Origin of the sequence: Prevotella lacticifex (genome assembly GCF_019973375.1) — a bacterium.
GTDB classification, from domain to species: Bacteria; Bacteroidota; Bacteroidia; order Bacteroidales; family Bacteroidaceae; genus Prevotella; species Prevotella lacticifex.
This window is the reverse complement of record NZ_BPTV01000001.1, coordinates 447,981-465,311: the sequence shown is the minus strand read 5'-3', so window position 1 is coordinate 465,311 and position 17,331 is coordinate 447,981. Positions and strand designations below refer to the sequence as shown.

Annotated in this window: 15 protein-coding genes and 2 pseudogenes; 11 read left to right on the top strand and 6 right to left on the bottom strand. The window is 42.3% G+C overall.

Going from position 1 to position 17,331, the window contains the following annotated elements; all coding sequences use genetic code 11:
• Positions 1–162: 162 nt before the first annotated feature.
• From nadD to LDN30_RS01735, 5 genes and pseudogenes are all read left to right on the top strand, one after another.
• A complete protein-coding gene (gene nadD, locus LDN30_RS01755; RefSeq protein ID WP_223928558.1) occupies positions 163–795 on the top strand; it encodes a nicotinate (nicotinamide) nucleotide adenylyltransferase in 633 nt (210 codons plus the stop codon).
• A 1,142-nt stretch (positions 796–1,937) separates the two neighbouring features.
• A pseudogene (locus LDN30_RS16580) lies at positions 1,938–2,135 on the top strand (hypothetical protein); the annotation flags it as partial.
• 228 nt (positions 2,136–2,363) lie between these two features.
• On the top strand, positions 2,364–3,707 hold the full coding sequence (locus tag LDN30_RS01745; protein ID WP_223928557.1) for a hypothetical protein: 1,344 nt from the start codon (positions 2,364–2,366) through the stop codon (positions 3,705–3,707).
• Between the two features lie 5 nt (positions 3,708–3,712).
• Positions 3,713–4,783, top strand: coding sequence for a DUF1848 domain-containing protein (locus LDN30_RS01740; RefSeq protein ID WP_223928556.1), 1,071 nt, complete (start codon positions 3,713–3,715; stop codon positions 4,781–4,783).
• Positions 4,780–7,761 carry a DEAD/DEAH box helicase gene (locus tag LDN30_RS01735; protein WP_223928555.1) on the top strand — a complete coding sequence of 994 codons (2,982 nt, stop codon included), beginning with the start codon at positions 4,780–4,782 and terminating at the stop codon, positions 7,759–7,761. Before LDN30_RS01740 ends, LDN30_RS01735 begins: the two co-directional genes overlap by 4 nt.
• On the opposite strand, the gene LDN30_RS01730 is transcribed toward LDN30_RS01735, so the two are convergent.
• A complete protein-coding gene (locus tag LDN30_RS01730; protein WP_241427213.1) occupies positions 7,675–8,295 on the bottom strand; it encodes a transposase in 621 nt (206 codons plus the stop codon). The genes LDN30_RS01735 and LDN30_RS01730 overlap by 87 nt on opposite strands.
• Positions 8,296–8,484: 189 nt before the next feature.
• Between LDN30_RS01730 and LDN30_RS01725 the strand changes: the two genes are divergently transcribed.
• On the top strand, positions 8,485–10,260 hold the full coding sequence (locus LDN30_RS01725; protein WP_223928554.1) for an IS1634 family transposase: 1,776 nt from the start codon (positions 8,485–8,487) through the stop codon (positions 10,258–10,260).
• Between the two features lie 10 nt (positions 10,261–10,270).
• Here the strand turns inward: LDN30_RS01725 and LDN30_RS01720 are convergent, their stop codons facing one another.
• Together LDN30_RS01720 and LDN30_RS01715 are read right to left on the bottom strand one after the other, a co-directional pair.
• Positions 10,271–10,684 carry a transposase gene (locus LDN30_RS01720; protein ID WP_223928553.1) on the bottom strand — a complete coding sequence of 138 codons (414 nt, stop codon included), beginning with the start codon at positions 10,682–10,684 and terminating at the stop codon, positions 10,271–10,273.
• Positions 10,662–11,102 carry an ISAon1 family transposase N-terminal region protein gene (locus tag LDN30_RS01715; protein ID WP_223925203.1) on the bottom strand — a complete coding sequence of 147 codons (441 nt, stop codon included), beginning with the start codon at positions 11,100–11,102 and terminating at the stop codon, positions 10,662–10,664. Before LDN30_RS01715 ends, LDN30_RS01720 begins: the two co-directional genes overlap by 23 nt.
• Positions 11,103–11,291: 189 nt before the next feature.
• Between LDN30_RS01715 and LDN30_RS01710 the strand changes: the two genes are divergently transcribed.
• The 4 genes from LDN30_RS01710 (at position 11,292) to LDN30_RS01695 (ending at position 13,796) form a co-directional block, all read left to right on the top strand.
• On the top strand, positions 11,292–12,485 hold the full coding sequence (locus LDN30_RS01710) for a hypothetical protein (protein WP_223928552.1): 1,194 nt from the start codon (positions 11,292–11,294) through the stop codon (positions 12,483–12,485).
• Positions 12,482–12,880, top strand: a complete 399-nt coding sequence (locus tag LDN30_RS01705; protein ID WP_223928551.1) for a hypothetical protein — start codon at positions 12,482–12,484, stop codon at positions 12,878–12,880. Before LDN30_RS01710 ends, LDN30_RS01705 begins: the two co-directional genes overlap by 4 nt.
• Before the next feature lie 193 nt (positions 12,881–13,073).
• Positions 13,074–13,271: a DUF1016 N-terminal domain-containing protein gene (locus tag LDN30_RS01700; protein ID WP_223929411.1), complete on the top strand. Its 198-nt coding sequence runs from the start codon at positions 13,074–13,076 to the stop codon at positions 13,269–13,271.
• A 24-nt stretch (positions 13,272–13,295) separates the two neighbouring features.
• Positions 13,296–13,796, top strand: a complete 501-nt coding sequence (locus LDN30_RS01695) for a PDDEXK nuclease domain-containing protein (RefSeq protein ID WP_223928550.1) — start codon at positions 13,296–13,298, stop codon at positions 13,794–13,796.
• Positions 13,797–13,908: 112 nt separating this feature from the next.
• Here the strand turns inward: LDN30_RS01695 and LDN30_RS01690 are convergent, their stop codons facing one another.
• Positions 13,909–14,997, bottom strand: a complete 1,089-nt coding sequence (locus LDN30_RS01690; protein ID WP_223928549.1) for a transposase — start codon at positions 14,995–14,997, stop codon at positions 13,909–13,911.
• On the bottom strand, positions 14,987–15,385 hold the full coding sequence (locus LDN30_RS01685; RefSeq protein ID WP_223926852.1) for an ISAon1 family transposase N-terminal region protein: 399 nt from the start codon (positions 15,383–15,385) through the stop codon (positions 14,987–14,989). The genes LDN30_RS01690 and LDN30_RS01685 overlap by 11 nt, the downstream gene beginning before the upstream one ends.
• 104 nt (positions 15,386–15,489) lie before the next feature.
• Between LDN30_RS01685 and LDN30_RS01680 the strand changes: the two are divergent.
• Positions 15,490–15,972: pseudogene (locus LDN30_RS01680) on the top strand (IS1634 family transposase); the annotation flags it as partial.
• Between the two features lie 485 nt (positions 15,973–16,457).
• Here the strand turns inward: LDN30_RS01680 and LDN30_RS01675 are convergent.
• Positions 16,458–17,177, bottom strand: coding sequence for a hypothetical protein (locus LDN30_RS01675; protein ID WP_223926855.1), 720 nt, complete (start codon positions 17,175–17,177; stop codon positions 16,458–16,460).
• Between the last annotated feature and the right edge of the window lie 154 nt (positions 17,178–17,331).

Sequence of the window (17,331 nt, the reverse complement as noted above, 5' to 3'; positions counted from 1 at the left end):
GTACAAGGCCATTTTGCGAAACGGTCCGTTTCGCATTCTAAAACGGTCCGTTTCGCATCGCAAAACAGACCGTTTCGCAATGCGAAATGGACCGTTTTGCAATGCAGTTTGATATACTTCATTATCCGCTTGATAATCAACGACTTACAAAAAAGGACAGCAATGGGAACCAAAACTATCAAAAATCTTGACTATTTCACACCCGATGCCACGGACAGCGGGCTGCGCATAGGAATCTTCGGCGGCACGTTCAATCCCCTCCACAACGGTCATGTGGCACTGGCCAAAGCGTTCCTCCGTCAGGCCGGACTCGACGAGGTGTGGTTTGTTGTCTCACCGCAGAATCCGTTCAAGAAGAACGACGCCCTCCTCGACGACTCGTTGCGACTGGAGATGGTGCGCAAGGCCGTCGCCGACATCCCCGGAATGAGGGTGTCCGACGTGGAGTTCCATCTGCCCAGACCGTCTTTCATGTACGTAACGCTGAGACACCTCCGTAAAGTCTATCCCCACTGCACCTTCACCCTGCTCATCGGTGGCGACAACTGGGCAGCATTCGACAGGTGGGCCAACGCCGACGAAATTCTCGCCAACTACGACATCGTAGTCTATCCACGGTCCGGTGAGGTCATCGACCCCGCTACCCTACCCGCCAACGTCCGCCTCCTCAACACCCGGCTCATCGACATCAGCAGCACACTGATACGCCGCCGAATAGCCGAAGGCCTACCCGTCGATGCCCTCGTGCCACCTGCCGTAGCCGCATTCATCACCGAGAAGGGCCTCTACAGATAGTCCTCCCCGCATCATCCAGTTATATTCTTAATTAGTAACGTATTAGCAGCTGCGTTCTGACCAACCGTTTCTCGCTAATCATCTAATTATGTTCTTAGAATCAAAAGGGCTTAAGAAGTCTCGGCGATGTAAGTTAATGTCCATAATCTAAATTCGGTCGTAAATGGCGTTAGAATAGTCGAAAACGGTCTTCTTGGGGGGCGTAACTCGGTCGTCTTCTGACGTTTAAATAAATACACACCTGTTATGTGCATTGATAATCAAAGAGATGGCAAGACAACCGATGTAACGATTAAAAAATATTAGCCCTTATATCGGTCGTAGTACGGTCGTCTTTTTATTGCGTACGCTGTGTTTGAGAACGTAAATGCATGCTGTAATGCCAAGAAAAACATCCTATTTCAAAAATGAAGCAAAATGAAACAGTCTAAAATTGTTCCTTTTTGAAAAAACTTCGTATATTTGCAATCGAGAACCACATCCGCGACTTGACAGTGGGGATTGATTTATGGATTAGGCGTTTACTTAACGCTTTGTTCTTGACGCATAGAAATTCTGCAACCTTCTAATCAGTCAAAGAGCATGGCAACAGTAGATGTTCATGGGTGTGTATTCACCAGGCAAAGATATACCTTATTATATAAGGTATACCAAAGGTGCGATATACATACAGGCGTGGGTTTCTGCGTTGCTCGTTCAACTTGATTGGGCAATGCAAAGGTCTCTATGCGTGGGACGGGTGACGGTAAGAATCCCACGCTTTTTTCGTAAATATACCTATCAACCTTATGAGAACAATCGCAGGATCAGGGAATCGTCTTGCTAACATCTAACGAAGAAATAGTATAGGAAAACCTATTCATATTGTTCTAATAACCACAAATTAAAATATATGACTATGAAAGCAACTACAGTTCGTATTGTCTTGCTTATCATGTGCTGCCTTACCATGATTTCATGCGACAGCGACAAAAGCAAGATAGAGCCCCTAATAACTGTCTGATAATCAATAGCACTTTTTTGCTATAATGGCTATTCATGCTTGGCTCATAGGTTCGTTAGAAATAGAATAACATCATTATCACAAAATAATCATTTTCCACTGCTAGTATATAGAAAATTTTTCGTAACTTTGCCTATCAAAAGGTGGCATCGAAAACACCAATGGCCTCATAAGGCAATACATACCAAATGGTACTGATTTCAATGATGTAAGTCAACAGAGAATAAAAATGATACAAAGAAAAATTAACGCAAGACCAAGGGGAAAATTAAATTTTCTTACAGATATTTTCTGTAATTTTGCTATTGGATTGGGTACAACCTTTTCCAGACATTAAGAATTATTAGGAGCGTTATGCTACTCTTGTAAGTGCAAAGCCTGAGAAACTGAAACACAAAATCAACAAGAATAGGCATGGCAGTTCCCACGTTATAGCGTGGGCTGCTTTACTATCTGTTGATTAAGGTTTTCTTAGGGCCTGCACTTTAAGACGTGGCTATAGCAGTGCCACGCTTTTCGTTTAACTAATATGTCCTTTAGGCTACTGATGGACTAACTTTTTGATATGGGAATATTCGATTTTTTAAACAATAAAAAGAAAGAGAAAGCACGACAAGAACAATTGCGTCTTCAAGAAGAAGAAAAGCGTCGTGCAGAAGAACAACGACGATTGGAAGAGCGTCGTAAGCAAGAAGAGCAACAAAGGCGTGAAGAATCGTTCTTGTCTAATTTCGAATTTGATTCTACCTGTCATCAGCGTTATGAAAATGGTCAACCTGTAAGAGGATTACAAGTCTGTCCGAGATATATAAAAATCAAAAAGAACATCAATGGATGTTCTGGGTATCAGCTTACACCTGGAGATGGGTATATCTTGACTGCAACAAATGGAGATACAGGACAACCACAGTTTGCCCCCAAACCAATGCGTGTAGTAAAATTCTCAAATACCGAGATTTTGCTTAAGGGATATTGTGTCTCTGCGCAAACACCTTTTGGATGGCAAGAGATAGATTTGTCAGATTATGGCTTTTCCATAATTTGGCAGAATGGCATAATTCAAAAATGCATTCTACATATGTATGATAGAAATGTTGATTTGGAATACCAAAGAACAAGCCAATCAACAGCTTTGTTCTCTAAAGATGAACTGAAGTCGATAATTGCTATTCTTTCCGACATTAGTTATATCTTTTTGAAATCAGACCGTTTAGTTGGAGGCAGAAACGAGAAAATGAAAAGTATGCTATTCTCATACGCAGGTGTATTTGGCTACTATTATGAGGAAGAATACGCTTATGGTAAAGTTTCTGATATAACCGATAATAATATTGCCTCTCATTATGTTTTGGTTAAATTAAGCATATCTGATGATTCTCACAGACGAAACGTTGTTCGGGATTTAGCTGATAATTGGTCTGATGTTTTACAGGTTATATTCAATTTGGAGCTTGATGACAACGAAGCAGGTAATAAATTGAAAAAGATGGAAAGCAATATACATACAGTGACCAAGGCTATAGAGAAACTTTCTGGTAAAAACTGCAAGAAGCCTTCCAATCCTCTTAAAGTACACCCAAAGAAAGTCTCATACAATCCATTCAATATTACAGAAGACTTGAAACTTGCTGAAGGACGGGCAATTCCAGACATCACAGATGTCTTTGCCAGAGAGCTTGTTCCTATGCTTGCGTCTAACCAACATTCATCAGATGAGTCAAGAGATATTGTTGCGAACTATGCTTTGAGTATGATAAAGTCATATTATGACAATGCAGGTTTTGTTCCTATGTTAATTGTAGATCAAATTACAGGACAGGTTAACCAAGTCGCAGAAATGGTGGAACATATATCATATGCTCCACAAAAAAATCTAAAAGAATATATCTTAAGTAAAATATACAGATAGAATTTATGGCAACATGGGCTAAACAAAAACTTCCACGTGAGAATGGGGAACTTGTAGATATGCAAGTTCCTATTCTTGTTTCTGCAAGTAGAAGCACGGACATACCTGCTTTCTATGCAGATTGGTTCTTTTACCGTCTTGCTAAAGCTGGCTATTCTGCATGGACAAACCCTTTTAATGGGGTGAAAAGTTATGTGTCTTACAAGGACACACGGTTTATTGTGTTTTGGTCGAAGAATCCCAAGCCTTTGTTGCGTTATCTGCCTATCCTGAAACAACGTGAAATAGGATGCTATATCCAATACTCATTGAATGATTATGAGGAAGAAGGGTTGGAAAAGAATGTTCCTCCTCTAAAACAACGTATAGAAACATTCAAACAACTTACCAATGCTCTTGGTAAGGGGCATGTGATTTGGCGTTTTGACCCTTTAGTTCTCACCGATAACATTAATATCGGTAAGTTGCTTGATAAAGTTGAAAATATCGGTAACCAGTTACAGGGATATACAGAGAAACTTGTGTTTAGTTTTGCTGATATACTTTCCTATCGCAAGGTACAAGCCAATCTTCAAAAAGCCAATATAAATTATACAGATTGGCAAGAAGATCAAATGCGAGAGTTCGCTCGTCGATTATCTGTGCTTAATCAAAAATGGGGATATGAACTGGCAACATGTGGAGAGAAAATAGACCTGACAGAGTTTGGAGTTAAAAAGAATCATTGTGTTGACGATGAACTTATCATTAAGTTAGCCTATGATGACAAAAAATTAATGGATTATCTAAAAGTCAAATTCTATCCCATGCCACAAAAAAGCCTATTTGGAGACTCTGAGCCTTTACCAGATAGTGCTATCATACTTCCTAATGGAATGTATGCACTTCATGGAGACAACAAGGACAAAGGCCAAAGAGCATTTTGTGGTTGTATAAAAAGCAAGGATATTGGTGAATATAATACTTGTGTGCATGGTTGCGAATATTGCTATGCAAATGCAAGCAAGCAGGCTGCGGCAATGAATTATAAATATCACAAAGAAAATCCTTGGAGTGAAACAATTACGGGAAAATGAGCTATATAGACGACATTCATAGTATAGACAATCTGACAATCAATGAGATTATTCGTATTTCTAACAAGTACGTACCTAATCGGTATAAATTAGAACCATGGAAGTACAAGGATGGTCAAGGACGTATGTTGGAGCATGGCACTGCAGTCTTAGAAACAGAAGAGCAGTGTTGTGCTTACATGTCTGCATATGGAGCTATGCATCGTCATAAGCTTATGCGTGCTTTGGATGAAAAGGAGTTTCCTTATTCAGATTTAACTGGCGGCATTGAAATTTACGATTGGGGATGTGGTCAGGGTATAGGAACAATGGCTGTAATCGAGAAGTTCCGTCAGCATGGCATGCTTGACAAACTTCGAAAAGTTGTTCTTGAAGAGCCTTCTGATGTTGCAAGAGATAGAGCTGTCATACATGTAAAAAAAGCATTGGAAGATTATAATGCTGATGTTATTGCAGTCTCAAAGTATCTACCATCGGACAATGGAGACAATAGCAATTGTATCACTTCTATAAATGTAGAACAGCCAACCGCTATCCACATATTTTCTAACATACTTGATATTGAAACAGTGAGCTTGAAGGGCGTTTCTAAAATGATAACCTCTTCAGGTCAAAAGCATATTGTACTTTGTATTGGGCCAGCCAATCGTAACGAAAGGCGATTATTATATTTTCGCAACTATTTCGTAGAAAATCATATTCATATCTTTACTAAATTTAGAGAGACTAATTTCGGTCACCATTCTAACCGTAAAGCATATGGTTGCTTGATTAATAGTTTCAGTTATAGTCTTTCACAAACGTCTGAGATTCTGCATGAATACAAATATTTTGCGCCTATTCAGTATTTTGCATCTTTTACGGACACGATAGGAAATTCGTCCCTTAAAGAGAGTGCGTTTGAAATATTAGCTCCTTTTGATATAACTGCTCATAAGAATTTGTGTCCAGTCTATGCATTAATGAGCAATCTGATTTCACGAGGGTGTCCTACATTGGCAAGCAAGAGAATTCTGAATTACGTTTCAATCATGTCTGATGAACAAAAAGCAAAGAATCTAAATGCCGTTGCGCGTATTCAGAAAACATTTATTGAAGCAATCATCTCGGAACGACTTGATACAAACAAACAGGAATGGAAAATTCTCATTATTGAGGATAATACTTCCGTTGCAAAGATTTCTATAGAGGATTTTTCGGAGACTTATCATAATCTCATTGCCATGACAAAAGATTATGATCATATGGTATTGCCAAAAATATCTGTGAGTGCCCAAAAAGATGCTTTGTCTGAAATAGAATACGATGCTGTTATTGATGTGTCGATTGATCAGATTTGCAATGCAAAAGAGGTTGCTTTCTCTAAATTTAAGGTTTTAAATGATTGCTATTTTATCGTGCGCTCATCAGAAAGAGTGTATGAAGACCGAATCCTTTATACAACTGAGCGTATTAACTATAAGCCATTTGTAGAAAAAGATAGTCACGGAATATATCATAAGATTGAAGATAATTGCTCAAGACTCAAGTATTTCTTAAATCTCATCTTTAGGAAAGAAGATTTCAGACCTGGACAGTTACCTATATTAAACAGGGCACTCCAATTAAAGAGTGTTATAGGTCTGCTCCCAACGGGTGGAGGTAAGTCTTTGACTTATCAACTTGCAGCCATGTTGCAACCATCTGTGACACTTGTTGTGGATCCATTAAAAGGTTTGATGAAAGACCAATATGATGGGTTGTTAAATATTGGCATAGACTGTATATCATACATCAATAGTGACATCACAAAGAATTATGAGGAAGGCAGAAAACGTGAACTTGCATTGACGGGTTCGCAAGTTCAAATAATGTTCTTGTCTCCAGAACGTTTGAGTATTTATCGCTTCCGAGAGGTTTTGCGTTCTATGCGAGAATCAGGTGTCTATTTCGCTTATGGTGTAATAGACGAGGTTCATTGTGTATCTGAGTGGGGACATGATTTCCGTCTTGCATATCTTCATCTTGGCAGAAACTTATTTAATTATGTACTTCCAAAAGAAGTGGAAGGAGAAGATAACCATATATCACTGTTTGGCCTAACAGCAACAGCATCATTCGATGTCCTCGCTGATGTAGAACGTGAGTTGTCTGGTCCGAATGCATATTCTTTAGAGGATGATGCAACTGTTAGGTATGAAAACACAAATCGTCTAGAGCTTCAATATAATGTTTATGAGGTTGACGCAAAAGACATTCAAAAATCGAAGGATGTTGATTGTCTTAAGGAAAACACCTTGTTGGAAGTTATTGATGATGCTACTCGAAAGATAGTTGAAATACAAAACGAAGATGCAGTTGAGACTATCAAAAAACGTTTTATAGAGCGAGAGAATTTAATGGACTCCGACAAGGTTAGTCATATATATCATACAGACCTTAGTGTTGACGTGGAGTCGGATTGGTATAATCGCACCTATACTGATACTGCAGGTATAGTATTCTGCTTGCGGGCTAATAGGGAATATAAAGCAAATGTGTATAACTGCGTTCCAACTGTAGAAACCACTCTTCGTAATCATGGGTTAAGAAGCATTTCAACATATAAAGGTGGTGATGATACAGCCTGCCAAGATTCTTTTCTTAAAGGTAGGACTAACATAATGGTTGCGACAAAGGCTTTTGGTATGGGTATCGACAAGTCTAATGTGCGAATGACATTCCACTTGAACTACCCAGGTTCCTTGGAGTCTTTTGTGCAGGAGGCTGGACGTGCTGGGCGTGACAAGAAGATGGCATTAGCTACAATTATGTATTCTCCGAAGAAATTTTGGGTAAAAAATGTAAGGACTGATAAATGGCAAGATTTTTCGGCGCAGGGGGATTTTTCCGTGGATGCCCCCTGCACTCGCCTAACCAAATATCGTGAAACAGCGGAACATGAAGAAGGGAAGGTCACTGACCCCATGCACCTGAGCACGCAGTCCCTTAATCTTTGAGTTGAGCGACTCGGCTGGCGCATTCGTTGACCTGTTGTTGAAGAAGTTTAGCACATACTCCTCTTTGGCCTTGATGGTGTCACGTACTGATATGATTTCCCGAATGCGGGTTCTTCCGACATTCTTGTACCACTTATGGAGCGCTTTCTTTGCACTCTTCCTGTCCTTTTTCTTGCTGAAGATGTTGCGCAGGGCGCAGAGCAGACCGTATGCAGCCTTCATCTTTGGCTCAATCTCAAAGAGCAGGCGCATTTCCTCCTTCTGGAAGTCAGTCCAGTCATTGTGGTTTTTCGTCAGCGGGTATCTTACGTGCGTCAGCAAGTCGGCTTTGGTCTCTCCATTGCTGAGTTTCTTCGGCTCAAACTTTTCATTCTTCCGCTTGCGCGGCCTGCCGAGGCGTTTGCCGTTCTTGCTCTTCTTGACCTCATGGGTCTCGGCGTACCTGTCCCTTGCCTTGGCCCGCTTCTCTTGCTGCTTTCTGAACTCCCGCTCCTCTCTCTTGACCTCGGTCGTGTTGGTGCGCTTGAGCTTCATGCGCATCGCATCAAGTCCCCTGGTCGTATAAAGCTGGATGACATGGAAATCTGAATTTTCGATTAATTTGTAGCGATAATACCCACTCTAAAGCTAATTATCTATAAATCAGTAAATATTTAGTTTGTTATGTTTTGCCATTTCACTTATTATTGTTACATTTGTAGCGGTAATCAATGATATAGTATAATGGCAAGACCTATAAGCGATGAGACTGCTCACAAGGTGACGCTTCACATCAATAACGGATATAGATATGCTACACTACGTCCACGTGTGACGAACGAGGCAACCGGTAAGCGCATGAACAAAAGCATTCATTTAGGCACAGTGACCGAAAGCCTGAAGTTCATTCCGGGCAAGGTGTACCTCTACATGTCGCCTGCTGAGCGAAAGAAATTGTTATTCCCACAGGAATGGGATTTGAGTGAACTGGACTCTTTGCCAAGTACGAGGAAAGCAGGGAGACCCACCTACAATGGAGATGCGCAGAACCGTCTGTATGGCGACGTGTGGCTTATGGAAAGAGTTGCGGAGAAGACTAAGATACGCGAGGATCTGGAGAAAGTGTTCGAGGGAAACAAGGAGAAAGTGGATGACATCATGACGCTTGCCATGTTCCCCTATATTTCCAGCTATTCTTACAGCAGGCTCGCTCGCTGGCAGAGATACACCAAGACTCCGTCCGCGCGCGAAATGTCTCCGGGAGACATCACCCGTCTTACGCAGTCAATCACTGAGAAAGACCGCCAGGCCTTGTTGCGCCTTCGTTCAGAAAGAATTGGAAAGATGGAGCTCTGTGCTGTTGACTCCACAAGCAGGTCGGCTTACGGGAGCAGTCTGGCCGACATACGCTGGGGGCACAACAAGGAGAACATTGCCTTGGCGCAGACGAATGAAGTTGTAGTCTATACTCTCAGCAACCACATGCCCATCTATTACAGGTCGTTTCCCGGTAACATCCCTGACTCACGCACTATGGGTGTCATCCAGTCTGACCTGCGCTGTGCCGGTTTTACGAATTACGTAATGATAACGGACAGGGGCTATGGGACAGTGCAAATCCTTGAGGACAACATTCTTCATGACCAGCCCGCTATAATGTGTATGAAGACCGGCCACAAGTTTATCAGCGACAAAATAGACAGCCTTGGAGACTTCAATGTCCGTCCGGACGGAATGGAGATAGACCTTGACAGCAAGCTGTATTACAAACAGTACGACATTGACTACAAGGTACATGGAAAGGGCAAGTCCGAAAAGACAGCAAGCAAGATGCGCCTGAATCTGTTCTTCAATCCCTCGTGGAGAAGCGAGGGGCAAATCAACATAGACATGAAAGTCGAAGGGCAGAGAAGCAGTCTTCAGCAGATGATTGATGGCAAAGAGGAAGCCCCTGACGATGAGACACTCAAAAGGGACTTCTGCATGTTTGACGTAAAACTGGACAAGAAAAGGCATGTCGTGTCGTTTGAGAAGAACGAGAAGAAGTACAACGACTCACTCAGACTTTTAGGGTTTGTCGCCATTGTAACGCTCGGGCTGGATTTGACAGCGCCACAAGCTCTGGCTCACTACAAATTGAGAGACGAGCAGGAAAAGTACTTCCAGCAGATGAAGACGGAGATGTGCTCTGACAGACAAAGAAATTGGAGCGAGGACGGTAAGACCGGCAGGCTGTTCATCTTGTTCGTCGGATTAGTCATAGGATCATATATTAGACACATCTGGAAGACGACAGGCCTTCACAGCATGTTCGCCTCTTCACTGGACATGCTTGACGAGATGAGGAACATAAGATGTATCGAGCGACAGGGGCATACCACCAAGATAACACCTTTTGTCGGGAAGCAGGTAGAGATTGCGAAGGCTTTTGGGCTTGACATCCCAGCCGGGTGTGAACCGGGATACAAGTCGAAAAAGGTAGGTAGAAAAAGAGGAAGGCCAAAGAAAAACGAGTCTTAGAAGATTATCGCTACAAATTAATTGAAAATTCAGAATGGAAATGGTCTATAACTATCTCTGCCTGTGGGAAGGACTTCTTGACAATGCCCATCATGCTGTCGGAGAAGTCCATCGACACCTCCTTGACTTTATTTCGGCTCTCTTCTTGTATCTCGTCAAAATGCTTCGTCACGTCAGCAACGGTCGTGCCCTTGACTGCAGCTATGAGTGTTCCCTTCTTGCAGTGTCCGTCCCTGTTGGAGAGGAACGTGATCAGGTCATGGTGAAGCATCGTCTCGTCTATGCACAGTCGCTCGCCCATGTTCTTCTCTTGAAGCACCCACTCACCGGCATGCTCCTTCTGGTCCCAGTCCGTAAAGCCACTCAGATGCTCCTTGTAGGCACGCCCGAGGTACTTCCCGTCAGTCCGGAAGAAGCGCCCCACGCATTGGGCCGTCACTGGGAAGGCATCCAACCATTTTTTTTAAGAAATCCGCAAACTCTACAGAGTAGCAGGTTCCCTCTGCCACAAGAGGCAGGGTTTCAAGGACGACGTTGTGACCGTCTCCGTCCAACCAACGACGGCGACGGACATGCAGCAGAACTTTATGCTCGCGTTGTGGGAAGTCATTGAACAAGCGAGGCTCCGTGAAACCGTTGGGCTGAAGGTCATGCCAGACCTTGTCACGCAGGTCGCGCTCGTCAAGGTAGATGTGAAGAATACGGATGACGGTGCCTGTTTCGTCCTTCTCGTTAGTAACTTCTTCGTCGATCTTAGTGATCTCGAAGTAATCAAGGATGCCATCGGGCAGCATGTAACGGACTAATGTTGAGTAGTCGAATGTCGATAGTTTCTTTGCCATGCTGCAAAGGTAACATAGTTTCCCGACATCAGCAACGCTGTTTCACTATATTTTAGTTAGGCGAGTGCAGGGACATCCACGGAAAAATCCCCCTGCGCCGATTTTTCTGCAGATTACACGAATAACAAATTCTTCTATGATAGCAACTTTCTTGGTGAAGAGTTTGAATTGTTTGTCATGGAACTACTTATGAATAACCTACAAGTAAAGATTAGTAATGAGGAGTTTTATGACATAGACAAGCCGTGTATTGTAAATTCACAAGGCATTGTCAAGTTTATAAAGCGATATGAAAAGGGACAAATATTAACTTATTATATATCATACGAAGAAGACGAGAAAGTCCTTGATGAATATAATAAGTATCTTTCTGCAAAAAATATGCCTGTATTCAATACATATAATGCCAAAAATTTAAAAAATAGTCGTGGATATAGCTATATCCGTGATTATGGTTCTGCTGTTTATAAGGATGCCATACAGAAGGCTATTTATAGAATGTGCGTTGTAGGCCTAATTGATGATTTCACAGAAGATTATTCAAAACGAACGTTCCGTATCACGACTATCTGCCAAGACGAATCAGAATATTACGAACATCTCAGGCTGTACTATCGCAAGTATTATTCTGCTGAAAAGGTAGAAAGCATGATGACCGAGGTAAAAGCACTTGCCAATAACGAAGGAGTAATCATGGCTTGCTTGAAGCACCTTACTTCTTTTATTTATAAGAGTATTGCCGATAAGCGAGCACGAGGAATCCTTGATATGGAGCAGTTCTGCAATATGGCCATTAGCTCAAAAAAGGATTGGAAGGAAACAAATGAGGAGCTAAAAGACTTCATTTATTATTACTTTAATTCTAAATATGCGCGTGAGGGATTTGTTACATACGATTCCAACTTACAACAGGATGTGCCTTTCTCATTGAAAGATGACACAAGCCACGATATTTATTCAGAAGATAAGATTACAAGTTTTGAACTTGTGAGAAAGTATATGAGAGTCGTGGATGCAGAAATCGTAAACAACGACTCGCAAATGGATAATATAAAACATCTTCAAGGTGCTGTTCGATTGATACGTCGTGCCATTGCGGAAATGAATCCTGTATTAAACCTTATCAATGTATTCTGCATCCTATATCTTGGACAAGAGGCAAACGAAATGCTGGAAGATGAACTCTACAATGATTATAAAGCTGTGTATGAACAGTATATGGATGAAGGTAAGTCAGCCCTGATAGATGAGTTTACGCAACTTCTTATCAAGCATGCTGCTCTAAAAGATAAAGAATACATAAACAAAATCCAGTTGGCAATCCAATTGGAAGAACATGTAAAAGCATTTAGTAACATCAAAAATAAATATACAGAAATATGATTGACCAAAGAATCAATGACTCCCTGAAGGAGTTGGAGCAAGGTCTTAAAAATATCGACTCAGCTCGAAAACAAGTAGAAAGAACAATAAATTCGTATGATGGATTACACAATTCAACATCCGAATATGTGACTCAACTGAGAAACTTGACTACAAAAGTCAAAGAACTTGTTGCTGCCATTGGGACTGATTACAATCAGAAGGTTGCTGCTTTTGAGAAAGACCGCAAGTCTGTAATTGACTCTGCCAATTCTGCATCTCAAAAACTTTCTGAAGCTACAGACTCTTTCAGGAATTCTTTGAATAAGGTTGAGTCAAGACTGAATTATAGCTTGGCTATAAACTTTGTATTAGCTATTATATTGGGAGTGGTTATAATATATACCGCAAAATAATATAAATTAGAGCAAGTCAATAAAATTGCAGATAAGAACAAACCATATTTCGTCACCTCCAAGATTTTTCATGGAGACAATGACTATATCGAATGGCTGAAAGAGATAAAAATCGCTATCAGAACATTCGTAACCGTGTAGCTTTACAAGCCAATTACGGGGCGTTAGAGTTTACTGGCTATTTGGACGTGATATCGTACAGAAAAAAGCAAAGTCAAGATGGGGTGCAGGAGTGGTAAACCAACTCTGTCTTGACTTTAAAACTACCTTCCCTGATGTACGAGGATTCTCTGTGCGGAACCTTTATTACATGAAGGAATGGTATGAGTTTTATATGACAGATGATGAGCACAAACAAATTTTGCACCAATTAGGTGCAAAATTACAATAGTCTGAAAATCAGAACCATATAAAATTGCACATATTAGGTGCAGAAATCATATCGAACGATAAAATATCTGATATTTTAGAAAACAATGGTATGCTGCCTATATTCGGAATCGTGCCGTGGAAACATCACTTGGTCATTACATCTAAGTGCGAATCCATCAAAGAAGCATTCTATTACATTAAACGTATTATCGATGAAGGACTCAGCAAACGTGAATTGGAAGATATTATCGAGGCTGATGATTATAGCAAGTATGGTCATGCTACAACAAACTTTTCGATCCAATTGCCAGTACAACAAAGTCAGCTTGCAATGAATGTTCTGAAAGACCCTTATCGTCTGGATTTCCTCACATTGGAACGAGGCTACAATGAGCGTAACTTAGAAGATGCAATCGCAAAAGATATCACACGTTTCCTACTTGAGCTCGGAAATGGCTTCACATTCGTAGGAAGACAGCCAGAACTCGTAGTTGGTAATGAAGGATATTTTCCTTGTTATTCGATTTTGAGTTTATATTTTTAAGACAAAAACATCTCATTAGATTTTATTGTATTCAATTACACATTTGAGTAATTAAAAAATTGGGTATTTAACGGCCCAAGGGGGATTGTCCGTGGCGGGCAGATGCCGCTGCCTAACCAAAGACGGTAATACATCTATAGAAAAAGAAGGGTATATCCCTTATCCCCTTCAGGCATGACCTGAAGGCTTTCATCTTGGAGTTGAGCGATTCTGCAGAAGCATTAGTGTCTCTGTTGATAAAGTAATTGAGTATCTCGTCCTCGTAGTGCTGGATAGACTGTTTTACGGATTTAATCTCTCTAAGGGTAGACTTGGTGACCTTCTTGTACCATCCTTCAAGCGCTTTCTTCGCAGTCTCCTTGGTGCTAGACTTCGTACGAAAGATTGCTCGGAGATCGTTTATCAGCCAATACGCCTCCTTCAGTTTCGGGAAAAGCCGGAACAAGATCCTTGCCCTCTTCTTCTGGTTTATGCTCCAGTCGCCATAGCATCTGCCCAGTTGCTTCTTGCACCGGGTCAGAGCTTCTACCAAGGTCTCTCCATTGCTCAGCCTCTTGGGCTCAAACCTTGTATTCAGCCGCATTGGCTTGCGGCCTCGGCGCTTACCCTTGCATCGCTTCTTACCTTGCTTTTTCCTGCTGTTACGATAGTACTTGCGTTGCTTGGCGAGTTGTTCCAGGTGTTTCTTGAACTCTGCCTTCTGGCGGTTTACATCCTTGACAGCTTCCCGCTTGTATTTCATGCGCAGTTCCTCGATCCCTTCACCACCTCGTTTCATGACATGGAAGCAGTCGCGTACCACCATGGCATTAGGGAAGGCCATTCTCACGATAGAGCGCATGCTGTCGCTCAGGTCCATGGAGACCAGCCCTACCGCTTCCCGATCCTTTTGCGGCATCTTTCTCAGGGCTTTGGCAACTGTCTCGGGGTCGGTGCCCTTGACAATAGCAACGATGGCGCCCTTCTTGCCATGCGCATCCTTGTTGTGGAGAATCGTGTACACCTCATGCCCGAACTCAGACTCGTCAATACCGAGCCTCGGGCCGAGGTTCTTGGCGATAAGTATTCCATCATCGACATTCTCTTTCTTAACCCAAGTGGGAAAATCGCTCAAAGTATCCTTGTAGGCACGCGCAAAAGTGTTGCCCTGGATCATGTAAGTCCAGCTCAGGCTCTTGGCCGTCACTGGCTCATTGTCCATCCGCTCTCTTTAAAAAAAGCGCCAGCTCCTTGGAGTATGACGTACCTTCGCAGACTATCTTCGCTGCCTCTTCCAGAGGAAATGAGACACTCTTACCATCAGCTGTAAGCCAGCGCCGACGACGCACATGAAGTATCGTCTTGCGGTTGCGAACAGGGAAGTCGTATATCATCCTCTCTTCACCGAAGCCGTTTGACTTGACGCCATCAAAGCCCTCTGGACGATTGTCCTTCTCATCAAGATATATGTGAAGCTCGGTCTTGTAAAGCTTCCCGTGATCTTTGGCTGGCTGCTCGTTGAAGTCCACCACGTCAAAGTAGTTAGTCACGCCCTCGGGGAGGATATATATCGCTAAACCTTTGTAGAAGTCTATCTTTTCTTGTTCCATGACCGCAAAGGTAAGCAAAAAAAATAGTTTTAGCACGCTATCATATCAAGTTCTTTGGTTAGGCAGCGGCATCCGCCTGCCACGGACAATCCCCCTTGGGCCGAAAAATCACAAAAGACAAGATTAACAAGCGTGGCTACAATAAATTTCTTGAAATAAGCAAGGGCGTGGAAGTCACTATTAATCAAGAGAAAATTGACGAGGATGCAAAGTGGGATGGTCTGAAAGGCTACATAACCAGCACGGACTTAAGCGGTGAGGATGTCATAAAACAGTATACCGGGTTGTGGGTGGTTGAACGTGCCTTCAGAATCAGCAAGGGCAATTTGGAGATGAGACCTATGTTCCATTTTACCGAAAGACGTATCGAAGCGCATGTCTGCATTTGCTTCATTGCTTACAAGGTATATAAGGAATTGCAGAGGTTGCTGCCAACATATGGCATACACATGAGTGTAGACAAGGTACTAAAGATAGCCAAGACGATTCCAACTGTCTATGTAAAGCTGCCCAATGGTAAAATCATCAATAAAACCTTGTTTCTGACCGACGAACAGGGGCAAATCAAGCCTTTATTTGACATGTAGGAGATTTTGGGTGACGCAACGCTAAAGTCAGGAATAATTCGCGCACAGATACCGCAGATTACGCAGATCTTTAATTTCCACCTGAGACCACGGACTATAACCCATTAATATCAAATCTCTCAGCCACTACCAGCCCCGACGGGGCTGAATCATCAATAACCCCGGACTAAGCGAGCGATAGCGAGTGCAGTCCGGGGGACTATGCATAAGGGATTCACTCAGTGCCTCGAAGACGCACAATAGCACGTAGTGCGCATCTACCTTTGTCATTGACATTAATGCGCGTTCCGCTATTCAACCTCTTCGAGGCTGGTCATTGATTTCTTGCTCCACGTTCTACCCCAGACTGCGGTCGCTGCGCTCCCTTAGTCTGGGGTAATTGAGAATTAAGCCTCCTCGGGGCTTTCCGTTGGCAGAGGAAATTACACACTTGTCAGAAGGACGGGATAAACCCAGCCCCCAAAGCAATAATCCTCTGTAGGATTCTACTGGAATAGCTCCTCACACCTCTCAACCCGTGCCTTCTGCGATGGTGTCATCCTATCATAATAATTACTATAAATAGCATTGTCAGCTTGGCCGAATGCGGACATGAGTTGATTTACACGCATTGCGTCATCTGTAGAATGCATTGCTTTGTCTATTGATTTTGCCGTGGACTCAAACTCGCGGAGAGCCTGTTCAACTTCATCCACATCTCCTATAGTGGAAGTAACGTTTGAGGATAACCGCTTATAGTCAGTCACGACAATATTGCCGTTCTTGACCGTCACTTTAAGTTTTGTAGCACCTTTCCATCCCATGTCAAGATACCTTACCACGTACCAGTCTTTGTCTTTGGTAATACTTTTTACTTTGCTGACATCAGATGGCCCATCCTGAACTCCGGTTCGCAACTCCCACAAGGCCATACTGCCATCATCGTAATCATTGGCGGCAATAAGCCGCTTCTTCATCTCAGGCGAAAAATGGCTCGTGAGTTCCTTCTCACTGCCTTTCTGGTTAAGCACCAAGTTGTAGAGCTTTTCCAGATAGGCCACTACAGCCGCACTGTCGGCCTTCTCGACACTGTCTTTTATAGCCGTAGAGTCAACTGGAGCACTCGCTACGGTAGTATCAACTTGCTTGCCTTCCGAGCTGTTCTTATTGTTGCTACATGCACATATAAACAGAAAAATAACTAATACTGCTAATAACTTCTTCATGACTTTTCGTTTTATAGTTAATGTGCCTATGGGTGATATCAAGGTTGCGAAGAGCCTGAATCACCTAAAGGTCTCGTACGTGGTCCTCGGTTGCAAATACGAAGAAATTCCGAATACAATCTATTTCAAATTATTTCATTTTCAAAAAAATAAT

What these genes read in the sequence shown, in the direction of transcription:
- nadD (WP_223928558.1), top strand. Translation starts at nt 163, where the DNA reads ATGGGAACCAAAACTATCAAAAATCTTGACTATTTCACACCCGATGCC.
- LDN30_RS01745 (WP_223928557.1), top strand. Translation starts at nt 2,364, where the DNA reads ATGGGAATATTCGATTTTTTAAACAATAAAAAGAAAGAGAAAGCACGA.
- LDN30_RS01740 (WP_223928556.1), top strand. Translation starts at nt 3,713, where the DNA reads ATGGCAACATGGGCTAAACAAAAACTTCCACGTGAGAATGGGGAACTT.
- LDN30_RS01735 (WP_223928555.1), top strand. Translation starts at nt 4,780, where the DNA reads ATGAGCTATATAGACGACATTCATAGTATAGACAATCTGACAATCAAT.
- LDN30_RS01730 (WP_241427213.1), bottom strand. Translation starts at nt 8,295, where the DNA reads ATGAAGCTCAAGCGCACCAACACGACCGAGGTCAAGAGAGAGGAGCGG.
- LDN30_RS01725 (WP_223928554.1), top strand. Translation starts at nt 8,485, where the DNA reads ATGGCAAGACCTATAAGCGATGAGACTGCTCACAAGGTGACGCTTCAC.
- LDN30_RS01715 (WP_223925203.1), bottom strand. Translation starts at nt 11,102, where the DNA reads ATGGCAAAGAAACTATCGACATTCGACTACTCAACATTAGTCCGTTAC.
- LDN30_RS01710 (WP_223928552.1), top strand. Translation starts at nt 11,292, where the DNA reads ATGAATAACCTACAAGTAAAGATTAGTAATGAGGAGTTTTATGACATA.
- LDN30_RS01705 (WP_223928551.1), top strand. Translation starts at nt 12,482, where the DNA reads ATGATTGACCAAAGAATCAATGACTCCCTGAAGGAGTTGGAGCAAGGT.
- LDN30_RS01690 (WP_223928549.1), bottom strand. Translation starts at nt 14,997, where the DNA reads ATGGACAATGAGCCAGTGACGGCCAAGAGCCTGAGCTGGACTTACATG.
- LDN30_RS01685 (WP_223926852.1), bottom strand. Translation starts at nt 15,385, where the DNA reads ATGGAACAAGAAAAGATAGACTTCTACAAAGGTTTAGCGATATATATC.
- LDN30_RS01675 (WP_223926855.1), bottom strand. Translation starts at nt 17,177, where the DNA reads ATGAAGAAGTTATTAGCAGTATTAGTTATTTTTCTGTTTATATGTGCA.